The sequence below is a fragment of the Bartonella sp. CB10SXKL genome (assembly GCF_042195515.1).
In the GTDB taxonomy this organism is placed as follows: domain Bacteria; phylum Pseudomonadota; class Alphaproteobacteria; order Rhizobiales; family Rhizobiaceae; genus Bartonella.
The window spans coordinates 17,429-33,865 of record NZ_JBHION010000006.1; the positions used below are offsets into that span (position 1 = coordinate 17,429).

Sequence of the window (16,437 nt, forward strand, 5' to 3'; positions counted from 1 at the left end):
CCGGCCACAATACGAGTGATGATATCATCTAATATACAAATATGTCAAACCAAGAGTTAGCAATCTGCCACGCTTCTCTGAAAAAACTCTTTGTTGCTTCTTTGTGCTTTTCCATAAGACGGTTATCTTATTCTTTCTATAGCTGCACTGTAAGAAAATACTCACATATCTACAAACTTATTTTATACATATAAGAAAAATTTTAATCTATTTTCTTCTCACCTACTCCAACTTTATAAGTAAGGTCATCGCGAGGACGATCAGAGGACATATGGTAACCCGTTATGATATAATGCAGCATTTCAGCAATATTAGTAACATGATCACCAATTCGTTCAATATTCTTTAAACAAAACAGTAAGTGCGTACAAACCGTAATATTGCGCATATCTTCCATCATATACGTCAAAAGTTCACGAAAAAGAGAAGTATACAAAGCATCAATCTTCTCATCACGCTCACGCACCGCATCAACACGCTCTAATAGGCGAGTCGTATAAGCATTTAAGACTTCTTTTAATTGATTGAGTGCTAAAGCTGTAATTGTTTCAAGCCCATGATAAACAGACGCAGATTGTCGTATTTCTGAAAGTGCAACAGTCCTTTTAGCAATGTTTTTGGCCATATCCCCAATCCGCTCAAGATCAGAAGAAATACGAATGGCTCCAATAATTTCACGCAAATCGACAGCCATCGGTTGGCGTTTGCAAATAATAGCAACCGCTTTTTCATCAATGTCACGTTCTGCTTCATCTAAAAATACATCATCGGCAATCACTGTCGTTGCAAGTTGAAGATCACTACACACAACCGATGCGACAGAACGTTCAATCATCCTTTCTGCATGGCTCCCCATTTCTATAATCCTTGCTCTTAAATATTTTAGTTCTGCATCATAAGAACGGACAGTATGGTTCATAGACATATCTTACACTCCTCAATTCACCTATCCAAAACGCCCCGTAATATAATCTTGTGTCCGTTGCTCTTTTGGTGAGGTAAAAATCATTTCAGTCGCACCAACTTCTACCAAATGCCCTAAATGAAACATAGCCGTATATTGAGAAACACGTGCAGCCTGTTGCATAGAATGCGTTACGATAACAATTGTATAATTTTGCCGTAATGCATCGATAAGCTCTTCAATCCGTGCTGTCGCAATAGGATCAAGAGCTGAACAAGGCTCATCCATCAAAATAACTTCAGGACTAACCGCAATAGCACGTGCAATACACAAACGCTGTTGTTGTCCCCCTGATAAACTTGTTCCAAGATCATGAAGACGGTCTTTTACTTCTTCAAACAAACCTGCCTGCCTCAAACTCTTTTCAACGACATCATGCAATTCAGAGCGCGTTTTTACTAAACCATGAATGCGTGGACCATACGCAACATTCTCAAATATAGATTTTGGAAAAGGACTGGGCTTTTGAAAAACCATTCCAACACGAGCGCGCAATTCTACAACATCAATCCGTGTGTCATAAATATTCTCCCCATCTAAGGTAATAAGACCGGTTGTTTTAGCGCCTTCAATCGTATCATTCATACGGTTAAAACAACGCAAAAAAGTCGACTTTCCGCATCCTGATGGACCAATCAAAGCAGTTACTTGATGTTCAGGAATATCAAGTGTAATACCGTGGAGTGCTTCTTTGTCTCCATAAGAAACCTTCACATCCTCACCACGCATTTTAATCTTCATTACAAAAATTCACCTTACAAAAATCTTATCAAAGTTGTTATTTTATTAAAATTACTGGCGGCGTTCAAATCGTCGTCGTAAAAAAACCGCAGAAATATTCATGATCGCAAGAAAAATCATCAATACAATAATAGCACCTGATGTCTTTTCAACAAAAGCACGCTCTGCTTCCCCCGCCCACATAAAAATTTGAACAGGCAAAGCCGTTGCTGGATCCATGGGGGTCGTAGGAATATTAACAACAAAAGCAACCATTCCAATCAAAAGCAAAGGAGCTGTTTCACCCAAAGCCTGAGCAATTCCAATAATTGTGCCTGTCAAAATGCCAGGCGCTGCTAAAGGAACAACATGATGAAAAATCATTTGTGTTTTTGATGCTCCCAGTCCTAAAGCTGCTGCACGAATAGAGAGAGGAACAGCACGCAGAGCAGAACGTGTTGCAATAATGATCGTGGGAAGAGTCATGAGCGCTAAAACAAGACCACCAACAAAGGAGGCTGAACGTGGTAATCCTAAAAAATTAACAAAAAAAGAGAGTCCTAAAAGACCAAACACAATCGAAGGAACAGCTGCAAGATTATTGATATTAACCTCTATAAAATCTGTAAATTTATTTTTGCGTGCATATTCTTCCAAATAAAGAGCCGTTGCTATGCCTATTGGAAGTGAAACTAATAAAACGATGCCTATCATATAAAGAGAACCAATAATCGCAACACCTAATCCCGCAGTCTCAGGACGACTTGAAGCGCCAAATGTAAAAAAACCAATATTAAATGTTTTATGAAGCGTACCATCATGCGCTAAACGTTTTATCCATTCCACTTGTCGATTAGAAACTTTACGGTTTTTTTCTGCTACACGCAGATCAATCTGTCCCTTATAAGCAGAATCAATATCCGCAGATGCCAAAACTTTAACTTTTTGCATTGTGCCAATCAATTTTGGATTCTTTGTCACCATTTCACGTAGTTGAACGCGGACACCATTTGAAAACATACGGTTAACGTCCCGAAGAGAGGCTCGATCATTTTGATTGATATTAAGTTTCTTTGCTAAAGCATTGCGTACAAGAAGTGGATAATTCGCCGTCATGAGAACTTGTGGTTTTGTTTTACGTTGACCACTTGGATCGATGATCTTTTCATCCAAATAAATCGACAATGTCATTTCACTTTGAAAAAAAGCTGTATAACCCTGACTAATGATAGACCATAAAAGCGCAAATAAAAAAAACAAACCAATAAAAATGGCAATCAAACCATAGGCACGAAAACGACGTTCAGCCCAATATCGACGCTTGAGACTAATATTGCGACGAGGAAAAAAATCTTCATTCATTCATATTGTTCCCGATATTTACGCACAATATAAAGAGCCAGAATATTCATCAAAAGTGTCATAACAAAAAGCGTCATCCCTAAGGCAAAAGCCACCAGAGTTTGTGGAGAATTAAACTCAAAATCACCGGTCAATTGATTAACAATCTTAACAGTCATCGTAGTCATTGCTTCGAAAGGATTGAGTGTTAAGTTTGCTGCAACACCTGCCGCCAAAACCACAATCATTGTTTCTCCAATTGCACGCGATGCCGTCAACAATATAGCCCCCATAATCCCTGGAAGCGCTGCTGGTATAACAACTTTTTTAATTGTTTCAGATTGTGTTGCGCCTAAACCATAAGAACCTTCACGTAAAATGCGTGGAACAGCCGTAATAACATCATCCGATAAAGAGGAAACAAAAGGTATCAACATAATTCCCATCACAACTCCAGCGGTCAAAACACTTTGTGCCATAATAAAACCAACCCCACCTGAGAGAGAAACAGAAAGATCACGTAAAAATGGTCCTACAACCTTCAAAGCAAAAAAACCATAAACAATGGTTGGGATGCCAGCAAGAACTTCCAATAATGGTTTTACAATTGCTCGCAATCGCGCAGAAGCATACTCAGCCATATAAAGAGCTGAAAATAGTCCTATAGGTACAGCAAAAAGCATGGCAACAAATGCAATATAAAGCGTACCAGCAAGAAGCGGTATTAAACCAAATTGTCCTACTTCATCGCCTGAACCGCTCGCGGAAAAACGTGGATCCCAAACTGTTCCTAAAAAGAAATTTGAAAAGGATACAGACTGAAAAAAGCTTACTGTCTGAAAAAGCATAGAAAGCGCAATGGCTATTGTTGTCAAGACTGCAACAATAGATGCACAAATCAATCCAATAATAATAAAAGATTCAACCTTATTACGCGCACGTTGATGAGGCGCAATTTGCATCATTCCACAGATAAAACCAAAGGACGCAATAGCAAAAAGGAAAACATAACCTATAAATTTAAGCTTTTCAGAAGAAAATACCCACGACTGTGCTATTTTGAACACATCATCCGATGATTCATCGGGTAAAATCAATCCCTTCGCGAGTAATTGTGCCTGCACTTCCTTATAGGAAGCGGTAGAAAGATTCCCCTCAAAGCGATGAATCTTTTTGACGAGACTTCGAAGTGTCTCCCAAAGTAGATCGTGATTTACAGGCTCTGTTACATGCGCACTATACGCCTCAAGCTCTCGAGAGGCATTATATTCTAAATAAATTGTACTCCCAGCATCCCAAACAATTAAAAAAATAAAAGCTGGAATAACAGTAATCAAAAATGTCCACCAGCCATAATAATACGCACGAGAATGCATTTTATGTTGTCTGTATTCAAGAATGCGTGCTCGCATATAAGAAATACAAAAACCACAAAATCCAAAAATCAATAATAACAAAATAATAAAGGAAATGCGCATTTTATCTTTCAGTTTTTATAAAAAAATAGCATCCAAATTCCCTATCCCAGAAATCCAACAAATTTTCCCTGCAAGTTATTTCAATGTCATTACTCGACCAGCAGAAAAATCAGAACGCTGTGCTTGACGCTCCTTTTCAGGAGAAACAATCAAACCATATTCAGCCAAAGGACCCTCTGGACCAATCATTTGATCAGAAAGAAAAAAGTCAACATACTCTCGCAAACCTGAAATAATACCTAAATGTGCTTTCTTAATATAGAAAAAAAGCGGACGAGAAACCGGATATTGTCCACTAGAAATCGTCTCAACTGTTGGCGCAAAACCGTTAATATCGGCAACTTTTAGTTTATCAGCATTATTTTGATAAAAAGACAAACCAAAAATACCAACCCCTGTTTTATTAGAAGTTAGACGCGCAAATGTTTCAGAATAATCACCATCAATATCAACCGCTTTTCCATCCTTACGTACCGCAATACAAGCAGTGTGTATCTCCTTATCATCCATTCCTAAAGACTTCATCACTTCAACTGCCCCACTCTCTTTACACCCCTTAGTAAGTAATTTTTCCTCAAAAACTTCACGTGTCCCATGCTTCTCCCCAGGAATATACGCTGCTATCGTCCAATCAGGAAGAGCACTATTGACTGCACTCCATTTCAAAACATTATTCGGTTGCAACTTTCCGTCTATAATAATTCGAGCAGCAAGGGCTTTATAAACATCTACTGGCTGTAATTTCCAATCAGGTCCCTTAATATCAGTTGCAAAAACAATGCCATCATACCCAATACGTATTTCCTCAACATCTTTTACACCAGCATCAAAACAAGACTGTAATTCACTCGGTTTCATTGCTCGCGAAGCATTAACAATATCAACAGTGTTCTCCCCAATACCACGGCAGAATTCCTTAATACCAGCTCCTGTTCCACCCGATTCGATAACAGGAACCTTAAAATGAGGATAAATTTCTCCAAATGTTTCAGCAACAATCTTTTGATAAGGTAAAACTGTAGATGAACCAGTAATCTGTATTTGATCGCGCGCATTGCCTCCATTTGCTGACAGCAGTAGCGCAAAAAACAATCCCACTCCAATTGATAATACTCTGTTCATCTATAAGCTCCCTAAAAATTGAGGATAAAGCCTCTTAATTTATATCATACGGTCATTCTAGTTCACATTTGCAACATAACAAATATAAAAAACAACATGGATCATTTTTTAAAACCATGTTTTTGTCCTCTGTCAAATAAATTCATTTGAACGCTTGAACTCAATAACATCCCAAAACAAATGAGCAACATCTGTACCGCAGAAGCGTTTAATTTCACGAATTCCCGTAGGAGACGTCACATTAATTTCTGTTATATAATCTCCAATCACATCAATCCCCACAAAAAGAAGACCTCGTTCCTTTAAAGCTGGACCAATGCGTTCACAAATCTCATAATCACGTTTTGTTAACTCAACATTTTCCGCGCGGCCTCCAACATGCATATTAGAGCGCACATCTGTTTCTGTCGGAATTCGATTAATAGCTCCAACAGGTGTACCATCAAGCAAAATAATCCTTTTATCTCCTTTTCGTACTGCCTCTAAATAGCGCTGAACAATAAAAGGTTCGTGATAAATTTCTGCAAACATTTCCAACAATGATGCTAAATTGCGATCATCTTGTTTTAAATAAAAAATACCAGCGCCCCCATTTCCATAAAGTGGTTTAACAATAATATCGCCAAATGTCTCTCTAAAAGCTGTTATTTCTTCAATATCTTTGGTAATTAATGTTTCTGGCATCAGATCAGAAAATTCAGTCACAAAAATTTTTTCTGGACTGTTGCGTACCCATGCCGGATCATTCACAACGAGTGTTTTAGGATGAATACGTTCTAACAAATGAGTCGTTGTGATATAATTGAGATCAAAAGGTGGATCTTGGCGTAAAAGAACCACATCCATATCTGTTAATTCCGTGCGAACAGGCTTTTCTAATTTATAGTGGCTTCCCTCTTTATCATGTACAATCAATGGCTCTAGTCGTGCAATCACACAACCATCATACAGAGATAAACGATCTGGTGTATAATGGAAGAGAGAGTGTCCACGTTCTTGTGCTGCTAAAGCGAGTGCAAATGTCGTATCTCCTTGAATCCGAACTGTTGAAATATGATCCATCTGAATGGCAATTTTCATAAATAAATCCTCCCTATCCTAAAAGCAGACTGGTCTAAGCATCATAAACTTAGTAAACAATAAAAGAACTATGACAAGAGAAAATTTATGACAAAAGAAACAGATACAAAATTAAACAACAAAGAAATCGAACGCTATGCACGCCACATCATTTTGCCTGAGATTGGTGGTGTAGGACAACAAAAGATAAAAAAAGCACGTGTTCTTGTTGTGGGTGCTGGTGGTCTTGGTGCTCCTGTCTTAACCTATTTGGCTGCCGTAGGTGTAGGAACCCTTGGAATTGTCGATAACGACATCGTTTCACTTTCCAATTTACAACGCCAAGTTATTCATAAAACAAATGCAATAAACAAAAGCAAAACAGACAGTGCTGAAACCACTATAAAAGCAATAAATCCCCATGTTGTAGTTGAAAAACACACCCTACGCTTAGATAAAAGTAATGTGGATAAACTGCTTAATGCTTACCACATCATTGTTGATGGAAGTGATAATTTTACGACGCGCTATCTTCTTGCTGATCACGCTGCCCAATGCAAAAAACCCTTAATAAGTGGTGCTGTAGAACGTTTTAATGGCTCATTAACCGTCCTTATGCCGTATAAAGACAATAATCCTCACTATCGCGATTTATTTCCCACCCCTCCAGCTCACGGGACTATCCCAACATGCGCTGAAACTGGAATAATCGGTGTTTTACCTGGCGTTATTGGGACCCTACAAGCAATGGAAGTTATTAAAATGATCACAAACATCGGAGAGCCATTAGTAGGAAAGATTCTTCTCTATAATGGATTATTAGCGCAATTTAATATTATTACTTATAAACGCTCAAATTATAAAGAAAATGCCATAGTTATTAAGAAGCTTGGAGAATTATGATTATGTCCTCTCTTCCACTAATTTTTAGCACTCTCGCAATATGTATTAAAATACTAATATTTTATCGCAAGTCATCGAAACATTGTAACCAATGAAACCTATTAAATTTTTCACAAATATGGAAAACCTTTTGTGAAAAAATAATTCTCTATAATGGATTATCAGTATAATTTCATGTCATCGTCTATAAATGGACAGAGACTCGTGCAAACTTAGCTGCCATCAGTATTCTTGTGTAAAAAATTTTCAACGTAGATAAAAATACAATCAGCAGAACTCTATTCAACTATTTTACTATTCACACATGAAAATTGTTTCACATGAAAGTGCTTACTTCAAACCATAACCTATAAATAAATAATCTAAGTCATATTTTAGTGATTGATACTATAGAAGGTCAATGATCTGTACCTACACCTCTAACCTCAAGAGAAAACGTCTATTCATCAAGCATCATAAAATGCAGCTTAGGATCATTGCACGTATAAGAACAATCAATTGTCTCTGATACATGGAAATTGATGTAAAAGTACATGGGGATTGATGTGCATAGAAGGATTAAGATAAACCTCATGGAGAGCTTTAATTACATAATTATCGCATTCAGAAGCAGAAAGTTGCGGCTCATGAATTGATAATCCTTCAGCAATAATTTCACAGACAAGTATATGTAGAAAAAGTGAAGCAAACAAATCTTGAAAACCAATCTGCAGATGACAGCGTAAAGAGTGCATTTTTATAAAAGAGCTCTTTTTATAAAACCGTGAAACTAAAATTACAAAAAGTCAGACTTCTTTCTAAAATTAACATCTATGGTATAAGTTAATTTGGCTCGTTCGCTTTATTATTATCCATTGGTAAAGGAACAGGATGATCGGATAAACTGCGTAAATAAAGCAAAAGATCGGCACGATCTTGGTCATTTTTAATTCCACGAAAAGACATAATGGTCCCAGGAAAAGCTTCACGTGGAGAATGTAAATAACGATCTAACGTTACAAAATCCCATTTTTGATCAGAATGAGCACGTAATGCCCGTGAATAAGCAAAACCTGCTGCTGATGCCAAAGGGCGGTTAACAATCTCCCAGAGGACTGGACCAACACGCCCTGCTGCATTGCGTCCAGATGTGTGGCATATGGCACATTGGCGAAAAACTTTACGGCCATTTTCAAAATTGCCTTGTTGAAGGCGGCTATTTAGTGATAGGGAAACATCAGGTGCTTTTTGTTTTTCTTGAAATATATCATTCTTGGCAACTGTATGATGATATTGGACTGATGTAGGATGATCGTAAATTATATTGCTGAGTGTGGAAATCCCCACAACAGCGACCAGCACACATAAACAAGCACAAATAAAATAAATAAATCTCCGGCGATTCATAAAAACTCAAATGTTCACGGTTTCATTACCATTTTTAGTCTAAGCTTTTTCTTTATAACACACAACATCATAAATGCATCACAGATGACATTTGGAATCTTACAATGGCTCTTGAACCAATTATTCTTATTCCTGCCCGTATAGGCTCAACCCGTCTTCCTCAAAAAGCTCTCGCTAAAATTGGCGGAAAACCGATGATTGTTCATGTCGCAGAACAAGCTAAAAAAGCTGCAATAGGACGTACAATCGTTGCAACAGATCATAATGATATCGCTAAAGCTGTTGCAGATTATGGACATGAATATATCATAACACGAGGTGATCATAAGTCTGGATCTGATCGTATTTATGAAGCTTTAATGCGCATTGATCCGGAACAACGTTATAATGCCATTTTAAATGTACAAGGTGACTTACCAACAATAATGCCTCGTGAAATCATTCGTGCGCTACGCCCTTTAGAAAATAGCTTTACTGATATTGCAACCTTGGGTGCCAAAATCATTGAAGAAAATGAAACAAGAGATCCCAATGTTGTCAAAATCATTGGTACACCGCTTTCTCAAAATCGCCTTCGTGCTCTTTATTTTACGCGCGCCACAGCACCCTATGGAGACGGTCCTCTTTATCACCATATTGGAATATACGCCTATAGGCGCGAAGCACTTGAGAAATTTGTATCATTCAAACCCTCACCACTTGAGAAACGTGAAAAACTTGAACAATTACGTGCATTAGAAAACAACATGCGTATTGATGTGGAAATAGTCGATACAATTCCCTTAGGTGTAGACACACAACATGATCTCGATAGAGTTTGTGAGATTTTAGCATGAAAATACTTAAAAAAACCAATAAAATTTCTTTCCAAGGAGAATACGGCGCTAATTCCCATATTGCTTGCTCCAATATGTTCCCCAATATGGATGCTGTTCCCTCTGCTACTTTCGAAGACGCCCTTAATTTAGTGGAAAGCGGGAAAGCTGATCTTGCTATGATCCCTATTGAAAATACCCTTGCGGGACGCGTTGCAGACATTCATCATCTTTTACCGCAGTCATCTCTTTATATTATTGATGAATATTTTTTACCTATCCATTTTCAACTCATGGTTTTACCCGGCGTTACACATGACGAAATTAAAACCGTCCACAGCCATACGCATGCCCTTGCACAATGCCGAAAAATCATACGAAACAACGGTTGGAAACCTGTTGTTTCTGCTGACACCGCTGGAGCTGCAAAATTTATTAAAAAAAATGCTAAACGTTCACAGGCTGCCTTAGCACCTTTAATCGCAGCAGAACTCTATGGACTTGATATTCTTGAAAGAGATGTTGAAGATAACCCTCATAATATTACCCGTTTTGTCATCCTTTCACGCTCCAAACGACATGTCCCCAAACCTCAAAATGGCGAAAAAATCATCACCAGTCTTCTTTTTCGAGTGCGCAATGTCCCCGCTGCTCTCTATAAAGCTATGGGAGGATTTGCAACGAATGGTATCAATATGACAAAATTAGAAAGCTATCAAATTGGTGGAAATTTCAATGCAACACAATTCTTTGTTGATATTGAAGGGCATCCTGAAGACCCGATGATGAAACTTGCCTTAGAAGAATTATCTTTCTTTTCTGCAGAACTGCGTATTATCGGTACTTATCCAGCACAAAACGATCGAACATCGTATATATAAAAGCAATTAGGTTGCTATCATTCTTTGCTGATATCAAAGAGCATCGTAAAAATTTCATAATGCAACGTATCTTGAAAGAGCTCGTTTTTTTCTACTCAACACCCTTCATAAAAACTGAAGAAGAAAAAACGGCTCATAAAAGAATATATAAATTATTTCCATAATATTTTTCCACAAATTATATCATGATAAAAAGCACTTCAACTCGTATAAAAACCAGTGTAAAAAACACAGTAACTACAAATAAAAACGCTTGTACCATCTATTTCCCTTTATATATTCAAAGAGAGCTTCTTGAGAAAAGTCATTTCCTCTGACAATATTCCAATAAAGATAACGAACTTCTAAATTAGCTCTCAAAACAATTCAAATTATTATACATGATAGAGCATTCAAATTTCTTAGACTGATATCAGTCTGAACATGGTTTAAAACTAGAAAATGCAACTTAGCCCTGATTTTAGCGTTAAGTTTGAGCTTTTATCTTTATAAAAATTGATTTATGATTCACCTCACTTTAGAAAAAGGAGAGGATAATGAAAAAAATCTTCATGCAAGGATTATTAGCCGCAAATATTCTCGCCTACTCTAGTGGTGCGTTTGCTGGCTTTGGTGAGAAAAAATGGAATTTTGGGCTGGATGAAAGTGTTGTGATCATACCATCCGATACAATCCATCAAGGAGCTGAATACTCTTGTAGTATCTTTGAACCAAAGAAAGTATCCTTTACTTTATCGTACTCTACCCCTTCTGATTTAAACAAATTGAGAATTGCTGTTGATGATGAAAAGAAAATAACCCATGATAAAGAAAAGAAGATCTTTATCCTAAAAAATATAAAATCTCTTCATATAAGTTTTCCTTCGTCAGGACATTATATTTTTAAAAATATTACGAAGAAAAAAGTTGTTGGAACAAATTGTGACACAGGAGATTATGATTAACAATATTTCTATAACATCTAAATTTTAGTAGATTTATTTTTTTTTCAGTTATTTTTTTCAAAATACAGCATAATGAGCCATTAAAACTTGTCGCTGAAGAGGTGTTTTTATCCTAATATGGCAAACCTTAAGTTGCTCATAAGGTTAGATATTAAGGAACTTTTACGAAAACTAAAAGACTAAATTTAAATTGTTCTGTATTTTCTACTATCAGAGCTATTTTTTTAATAAGAATATGCTTCTCTCTTCGCAACTGCTTCATTTTAAGTGATATAAAGCACATCGTACCCAAATCACTTAGATAAACGGAAAAGTAAAATTTGCTCTACAGATGCATTCCTCACTGCACTTTAAGTCATACTCATTCAGCTTTTTATAAAAATTATCTCGCTTTTCCCTCCTTATTAAAGAATATATTATTTGAAACTATAAAATGTCGCTTACTATCGATAAGAACCATTTTTATGCTTATAAAATCAGTATCCCCTTATTTCTATAGCGTTGAATGTTGCATCTTCTCTTGTATGAGTACAGCCCCTTAAAAAATATATGAAATCTTTTCTCAAATAATGAAACTTCATATATTGACCCACCTTGTGATGAACATCAATGTTTTTTAATTAAAAGAACAAGCACGCAAAAAAAGAGCGATAACATCTACTCAGTATTTATATATTTATATTATGTTAAAAGAGGTGGTGCTCTTATAAGATATTTAAGATACTGGCTTATCATTATACGACTTTGATTTTCTTACACTGAATTAAAACCACGAATAAAGTAAGATCCTCCCATCTTAAATCTCATATTGAATCCATTAAAATCGTTTCCTCGAAAGTTACAAATGGGATTGGTGTGTGAGTAAAAACGATTAAAAAAAAGGAATAAAAATGCTTCTTATAAAGCCTCTCAAGTACAAGGGATCGCAACATTGGGAGTTGTTAAATAGCATGAGGGCTAAAATTTATACTTTGTATTAAGCATAAAGAGGGTAGCGCAACAATAGATTTATAACTCAAGGGAAGCATGTATACTATTTATGAGTGGCGTTTGAAATATAGTTAAGAGTATTGAGCAATCGCTCTTTCAAAAGCCTGTGAATGTATAACATTAAGTTGTTCTGTTTGGGATGTTCTGTTTTGTGTGAGATGAGAAACACCATTAAAGCAATATTTTATAATTCTTTAAATAGCACTCTTCCCCCTGACTTTCGAATGTTAGCCAATTACATGATCTATCTGCTTTATTTGCTTCTTTGACTGTTGTAAATTTTTGATGATTCAATTTCGTAGTTTTAGAACAGATGTATCTATCCTAAAACTCTTACATGTTTCAGCGAATGAGAATAATTATACATTCAGACTATCTTAAGCGAAAAAATATTTTCATACCAAATAAATATGAAGAGCTACTGCTATAAAAACTGGTAAATCCACAATCTCTTTGTTGTTTATATGTCAATAAATTAAACGCAAAGGAAAATTCTTCGTCGTTCTTAGGATATTTTTCGTTTCTGATCTTGATTTTTCATTCCAAATCGACAATATGAGCTTGGGAGGTTGGTGGTGGACGAACTACTCGCCAACTGGGTCAGGTCTGGAAAGAAGCAGCCCCAACGAGTTCTGGTACGGGTCATCGTTCCAACCTCCTATTTTGCTGAAGAAATTATTTTTTATGCTGTCTTTTAGCGAGGTATTTTAATCTTCAGAGCAGCATTTGTATGCAGCAAATAAAGGGGTTTTGTTATTTTTAAACAAATTGTCCCATAAATAATTTGATTAAGAAAAAATCCTTTTATATGAGACTACAGTATTGATCTATGCTTTTGTATTATCAAAATGTACGCATAAAGAACTTCGAAGTTGGAAATACTCATGGAAAATTTACCGGTAGAAACAGCCTATCGTGTTCTTGCTCGTAAATATCGACCAAAAAACTTCTCTGACCTCATTGGTCAGGAAGCTATGGTGCGTACTCTCACCAACGCCTTTGAAAAAGGTCGTATTGCACAAGCGTGGATGTTAACAGGGATTCGTGGCGTAGGTAAAACCACAACAGCACGTATTTTGGCACGTGCGCTTAATTATAAAACAAAAGATATTGATCAACCAACAACCGTATTGGACTCTCTTGGAGAACATTGCACACAAATTATCGAAGGACGCCATATTGATGTTATAGAAATGGATGCCGCTTCTCATACGGGCATTGATGATATTCGTGAAATTATTGAACAAATACGCTATCGTCCTGTTTCTGCACGCTATAAGGTTTATATTATAGATGAAGTACATATGCTCTCAACACAAGCCTTTAATGGTTTATTGAAAACTCTTGAAGAACCACCGTCCCATGTGAAATTTATTTTTGCCACAACAGAAATTCGCAAAGTTCCTATTACAATTCTTTCGCGTTGCCAACGTTTTGATTTGCGACGTATTGAATCAAAAGCTTTGAGTGCACATTTGCGTCAAATTGCGAAATATGAAAAGGTAGAAGTAGAAGAGCAAGCACTCTCTATGATTGCCCGTGCTGCAGAAGGATCTGCACGTGATGCATTATCCATTTTTGATCAAGCAATCGCCCATAGCAATGGCAATGTTAATGCTATTGCGGTGCGTACAATGTTAGGATTAGCGGATCAAGCACGTATCATTGATCTTTTTGAATTTATTATGAAGGGCGATGTTGTCAATGCGTTACATGAATTACGCAGTCAATATGAAGCAGGTGCTGATCCTCTTACTATATTGACAGAACTAGCCGATTTTAATCATCTGGTCACACGTTTACGTTTTACACCAGAAATAGTGGAAGATTTTTCTCTGACTGAAGAACAACGTTTAAGAAGTTTAGACTTTTCAAAAAAACTTTCCGTTCCTATTTTATCCCGAAACTGGCAAATGTTACTCAAAGGTTTACAGGAAGTTAATCAAACTGCACGTCCTCTTCAAGCCGCTGAAATGCTTTTAATTCGTCTTGCTCACACGGCTGACTTACCAACTCTTGATGAGGCTTTAAAAAAGCTTACGCAAGAAAAAACGCCTCTCACACTGGTTAAAAACTCTTCTCATCAAGAATCTACAAATGCAAATAATATAACAAAAGAAACAATGGTCGGAGCCCATGCTTCCTCGAGCGTTTCAAATACATTACTCGATCAATCAGATTTAAAAAGCTCTTTGAAAAACCAATTAGATCATTCCTTACAACCGGAAAATTTAGTTAAAAATCAAAACCATGACAAAATCAACGCCCAAGAAGTAACAGAAATTCTAGAAACTTCTCCATCTACTGATCTTTCTGAAAAGATTGTAAATTTATCGCATTCTGTCAAGCAAACAACAGAAAAGATTACTGAACCTAAAACTCTCGTGATTAATTCTTTGCACGATATTGTTCAATTAGCCGAACAGCATAATGACACTCCTTTCAAACTCCTTATTAAAGAATTTGTTCATCCTGTTTCTTTTGAAGCTGGGCATATTACCTTAAGACTTTCTGAAAATACCCCACAATTTCTTGCTCATGATATAGAAAAAAAGATATCTCAATGGACAGAAAAACGCTGGACAATAACTTTTGTTAATGAAGGAGGTGGCCCAACCTTACAGGAGGAAAGTATAGCGATTCAAAAGACTCTTTTTTCTAATGCAGAAACAGATCCTGATATTGCGAAAATCCTCAATCATTTCCCAGAAGCAAAAATTGTCGATATTCGACTCAATAAAGAAGAAAATGATCTTGATTTACTCTCCAATACCTTTAAAAATGCTGATATTTTTAAAAATAAAAATGATATCAATGATGAATAAGGATACCTATTCCTATGCGTGAAATGATGAGCATGATGAAAAAAGCCAAAGAAATGCAAGAAAAAATGCAGAAGATTCAGGAGGAAATAGCTAATCTGCAAGCTGTGGGCACCGCAGGGGGTGGTCTCGTCAATATCACTTTAAATGGCAAAAATATTATAACAGCAATTCAAATTGATCCTTCATTACTCAAACCTGAGGAAGGTGAAATTCTTGAAGATCTCATTATGGCAGCTTATAATGAAGCAAGAACAAAAATCGAAGTTGCAATAGAAGAAAAAACCAAAAGTATAACGGCAGGGCTACCACTCCCATCAGGTTTCAAGCTTCCATTTTAATGAAACGGTTTTTTCCCGTGAGACAAAAATATGTCTAAATACATTGCAGGACCTGAGATTGAACGTCTCATTCAGATTTTATCACGGTTACCAGGTCTTGGTCCACGTTCAGCGCGTCGTGCTGCGCTTCATCTTATCAAAAAAAAGGAGACATTGCTGGAGCCTTTGGGAGCGGCTATACAAGCAGCTATCGAAAAAGTCGGTATTTGTTCTGTTTGTGGAAATGTCGATACCATTGATCCTTGTTCAATTTGTACAGATTTGCGCCGCGATGATACAACAATCATCGTTGTTGAGGATATTGCTGATCTGTGGGCCCTTGAGCGCGCAAAAACTTTAGCCGCACGTTATCATGTGTTGGGTGGACGACTCTCCCCCTTAGATGGAATAGGTCCTGACGAACTCAACATTGCCACCTTAATACAGCGTGTTGTACAAAACCCTATTACGGAGATTATTCTTGCTGTCAATGCGACTGTCGAAGGTCAAACAACTGCTCACTATATCACTGATCAGCTTTCTAATTTTCCAGTTAAAATTACGCGACTTGCTCATGGTGTTCCTGTAGGAGGTGAGCTTGATTATCTTGATGATGGAACTTTAGCAGCAGCTGTACAAGCAAGAACAAATCTTTAAAGCTTTTTCTTCTTAACCTTTAGCTCTTTAATGAC

Annotated in this window: 14 protein-coding genes and 1 other RNA gene; 8 read left to right on the top strand and 7 right to left on the bottom strand. The window is 36.8% G+C overall.

Annotated features, from left to right (window positions below; all coding sequences use genetic code 11):
* Positions 1-202: 202 nt before the first annotated feature.
* The 6 genes from phoU to gshB form a co-directional block, all read right to left on the bottom strand.
* Positions 203-925, bottom strand: coding sequence for a phosphate signaling complex protein PhoU (gene phoU, locus ACFIK3_RS04440; protein ID WP_375675646.1), 723 nt, complete (start codon positions 923-925; stop codon positions 203-205).
* Between the two features lie 21 nt (positions 926-946).
* Positions 947-1,705: a phosphate ABC transporter ATP-binding protein PstB gene (gene pstB, locus ACFIK3_RS04445; protein ID WP_273790565.1), complete on the bottom strand. Its 759-nt coding sequence runs from the start codon at positions 1,703-1,705 to the stop codon at positions 947-949.
* Between the two features lie 51 nt (positions 1,706-1,756).
* Positions 1,757-3,046, bottom strand: a complete 1,290-nt coding sequence (pstA, locus tag ACFIK3_RS04450; protein WP_375631059.1) for a phosphate ABC transporter permease PstA — start codon at positions 3,044-3,046, stop codon at positions 1,757-1,759.
* On the bottom strand, positions 3,043-4,503 hold the full coding sequence (gene pstC / locus ACFIK3_RS04455; protein ID WP_375676315.1) for a phosphate ABC transporter permease subunit PstC: 1,461 nt from the start codon (positions 4,501-4,503) through the stop codon (positions 3,043-3,045). The genes pstA and pstC overlap by 4 nt, the downstream gene beginning before the upstream one ends.
* A 75-nt stretch (positions 4,504-4,578) precedes the next feature.
* Positions 4,579-5,625 carry a substrate-binding domain-containing protein gene (locus ACFIK3_RS04460; protein ID WP_375631060.1) on the bottom strand — a complete coding sequence of 349 codons (1,047 nt, stop codon included), beginning with the start codon at positions 5,623-5,625 and terminating at the stop codon, positions 4,579-4,581.
* A gap of 132 nt (positions 5,626-5,757) precedes the next feature.
* Positions 5,758-6,705, bottom strand: a complete 948-nt coding sequence (gshB, locus tag ACFIK3_RS04465; protein ID WP_375657907.1) for a glutathione synthase — start codon at positions 6,703-6,705, stop codon at positions 5,758-5,760.
* An 87-nt stretch (positions 6,706-6,792) separates the two neighbouring features.
* On the opposite strand from gshB, the gene ACFIK3_RS04470 reads away from it, so the two are divergent.
* Positions 6,793-7,587, top strand: coding sequence for a molybdopterin-synthase adenylyltransferase MoeB (locus tag ACFIK3_RS04470; RefSeq protein ID WP_375671245.1), 795 nt, complete (start codon positions 6,793-6,795; stop codon positions 7,585-7,587).
* A gap of 822 nt (positions 7,588-8,409) precedes the next feature.
* On the opposite strand, the gene ACFIK3_RS04475 is transcribed toward ACFIK3_RS04470, so the two are convergent.
* Positions 8,410-8,973, bottom strand: a complete 564-nt coding sequence (locus tag ACFIK3_RS04475) for a c-type cytochrome (RefSeq protein WP_375657909.1) — start codon at positions 8,971-8,973, stop codon at positions 8,410-8,412.
* A 104-nt stretch (positions 8,974-9,077) separates the two neighbouring features.
* Here ACFIK3_RS04475 and ACFIK3_RS04480 point away from each other — a divergent pair, with 104 nt between their 5' ends.
* The 7 genes from ACFIK3_RS04480 (at position 9,078) to recR (ending at position 16,402) form a co-directional block, all read left to right on the top strand.
* Entirely contained in the window at positions 9,078-9,809 is a 732-nt protein-coding gene (locus ACFIK3_RS04480) for a 3-deoxy-manno-octulosonate cytidylyltransferase (RefSeq protein WP_375676316.1), read from the top strand.
* Positions 9,806-10,669 (top strand): prephenate dehydratase, encoded by an 864-nt coding sequence (locus tag ACFIK3_RS04485; protein ID WP_273790573.1) that lies wholly within the window; start codon positions 9,806-9,808, stop codon positions 10,667-10,669. The genes ACFIK3_RS04480 and ACFIK3_RS04485 overlap by 4 nt, the downstream gene beginning before the upstream one ends.
* Before the next feature lie 536 nt (positions 10,670-11,205).
* A complete protein-coding gene (locus ACFIK3_RS04490) occupies positions 11,206-11,613 on the top strand; it encodes a hypothetical protein (RefSeq protein ID WP_273790574.1) in 408 nt (135 codons plus the stop codon).
* Between the two features lie 1,554 nt (positions 11,614-13,167).
* Positions 13,168-13,265: signal recognition particle sRNA small type (gene ffs, locus ACFIK3_RS04495), an RNA gene on the top strand.
* Positions 13,266-13,487: 222 nt separating this feature from the next.
* Positions 13,488-15,428 (top strand): DNA polymerase III subunit gamma/tau, encoded by a 1,941-nt coding sequence (locus ACFIK3_RS04500; RefSeq protein WP_375676317.1) that lies wholly within the window; start codon positions 13,488-13,490, stop codon positions 15,426-15,428.
* Positions 15,429-15,442: 14 nt separating this feature from the next.
* Positions 15,443-15,766 (top strand): YbaB/EbfC family nucleoid-associated protein, encoded by a 324-nt coding sequence (locus ACFIK3_RS04505; RefSeq protein ID WP_375631067.1) that lies wholly within the window; start codon positions 15,443-15,445, stop codon positions 15,764-15,766.
* 30 nt (positions 15,767-15,796) lie between these two features.
* A complete protein-coding gene (gene recR, locus ACFIK3_RS04510) occupies positions 15,797-16,402 on the top strand; it encodes a recombination mediator RecR (protein WP_273790577.1) in 606 nt (201 codons plus the stop codon).
* Positions 16,403-16,437: the final 35 nt, after the last annotated feature.

Coding starts and splice junctions, on each gene's coding strand:
- phoU (WP_375675646.1), bottom strand. CDS start 925: ATGTCTATGAACCATACTGTCCGTTCTTATGATGCAGAACTAAAATAT.
- pstB (WP_273790565.1), bottom strand. CDS start 1,705: ATGAAGATTAAAATGCGTGGTGAGGATGTGAAGGTTTCTTATGGAGAC.
- pstA (WP_375631059.1), bottom strand. CDS start 3,046: ATGAATGAAGATTTTTTTCCTCGTCGCAATATTAGTCTCAAGCGTCGA.
- pstC (WP_375676315.1), bottom strand. CDS start 4,503: ATGCGCATTTCCTTTATTATTTTGTTATTATTGATTTTTGGATTTTGT.
- ACFIK3_RS04460 (WP_375631060.1), bottom strand. CDS start 5,625: ATGAACAGAGTATTATCAATTGGAGTGGGATTGTTTTTTGCGCTACTG.
- gshB (WP_375657907.1), bottom strand. CDS start 6,705: ATGAAAATTGCCATTCAGATGGATCATATTTCAACAGTTCGGATTCAA.
- ACFIK3_RS04470 (WP_375671245.1), top strand. CDS start 6,793: ATGACAAAAGAAACAGATACAAAATTAAACAACAAAGAAATCGAACGC.
- ACFIK3_RS04475 (WP_375657909.1), bottom strand. CDS start 8,973: ATGAATCGCCGGAGATTTATTTATTTTATTTGTGCTTGTTTATGTGTG.
- ACFIK3_RS04480 (WP_375676316.1), top strand. CDS start 9,078: ATGGCTCTTGAACCAATTATTCTTATTCCTGCCCGTATAGGCTCAACC.
- ACFIK3_RS04485 (WP_273790573.1), top strand. CDS start 9,806: ATGAAAATACTTAAAAAAACCAATAAAATTTCTTTCCAAGGAGAATAC.
- ACFIK3_RS04490 (WP_273790574.1), top strand. CDS start 11,206: ATGAAAAAAATCTTCATGCAAGGATTATTAGCCGCAAATATTCTCGCC.
- ACFIK3_RS04500 (WP_375676317.1), top strand. CDS start 13,488: ATGGAAAATTTACCGGTAGAAACAGCCTATCGTGTTCTTGCTCGTAAA.
- ACFIK3_RS04505 (WP_375631067.1), top strand. CDS start 15,443: ATGCGTGAAATGATGAGCATGATGAAAAAAGCCAAAGAAATGCAAGAA.
- recR (WP_273790577.1), top strand. CDS start 15,797: ATGTCTAAATACATTGCAGGACCTGAGATTGAACGTCTCATTCAGATT.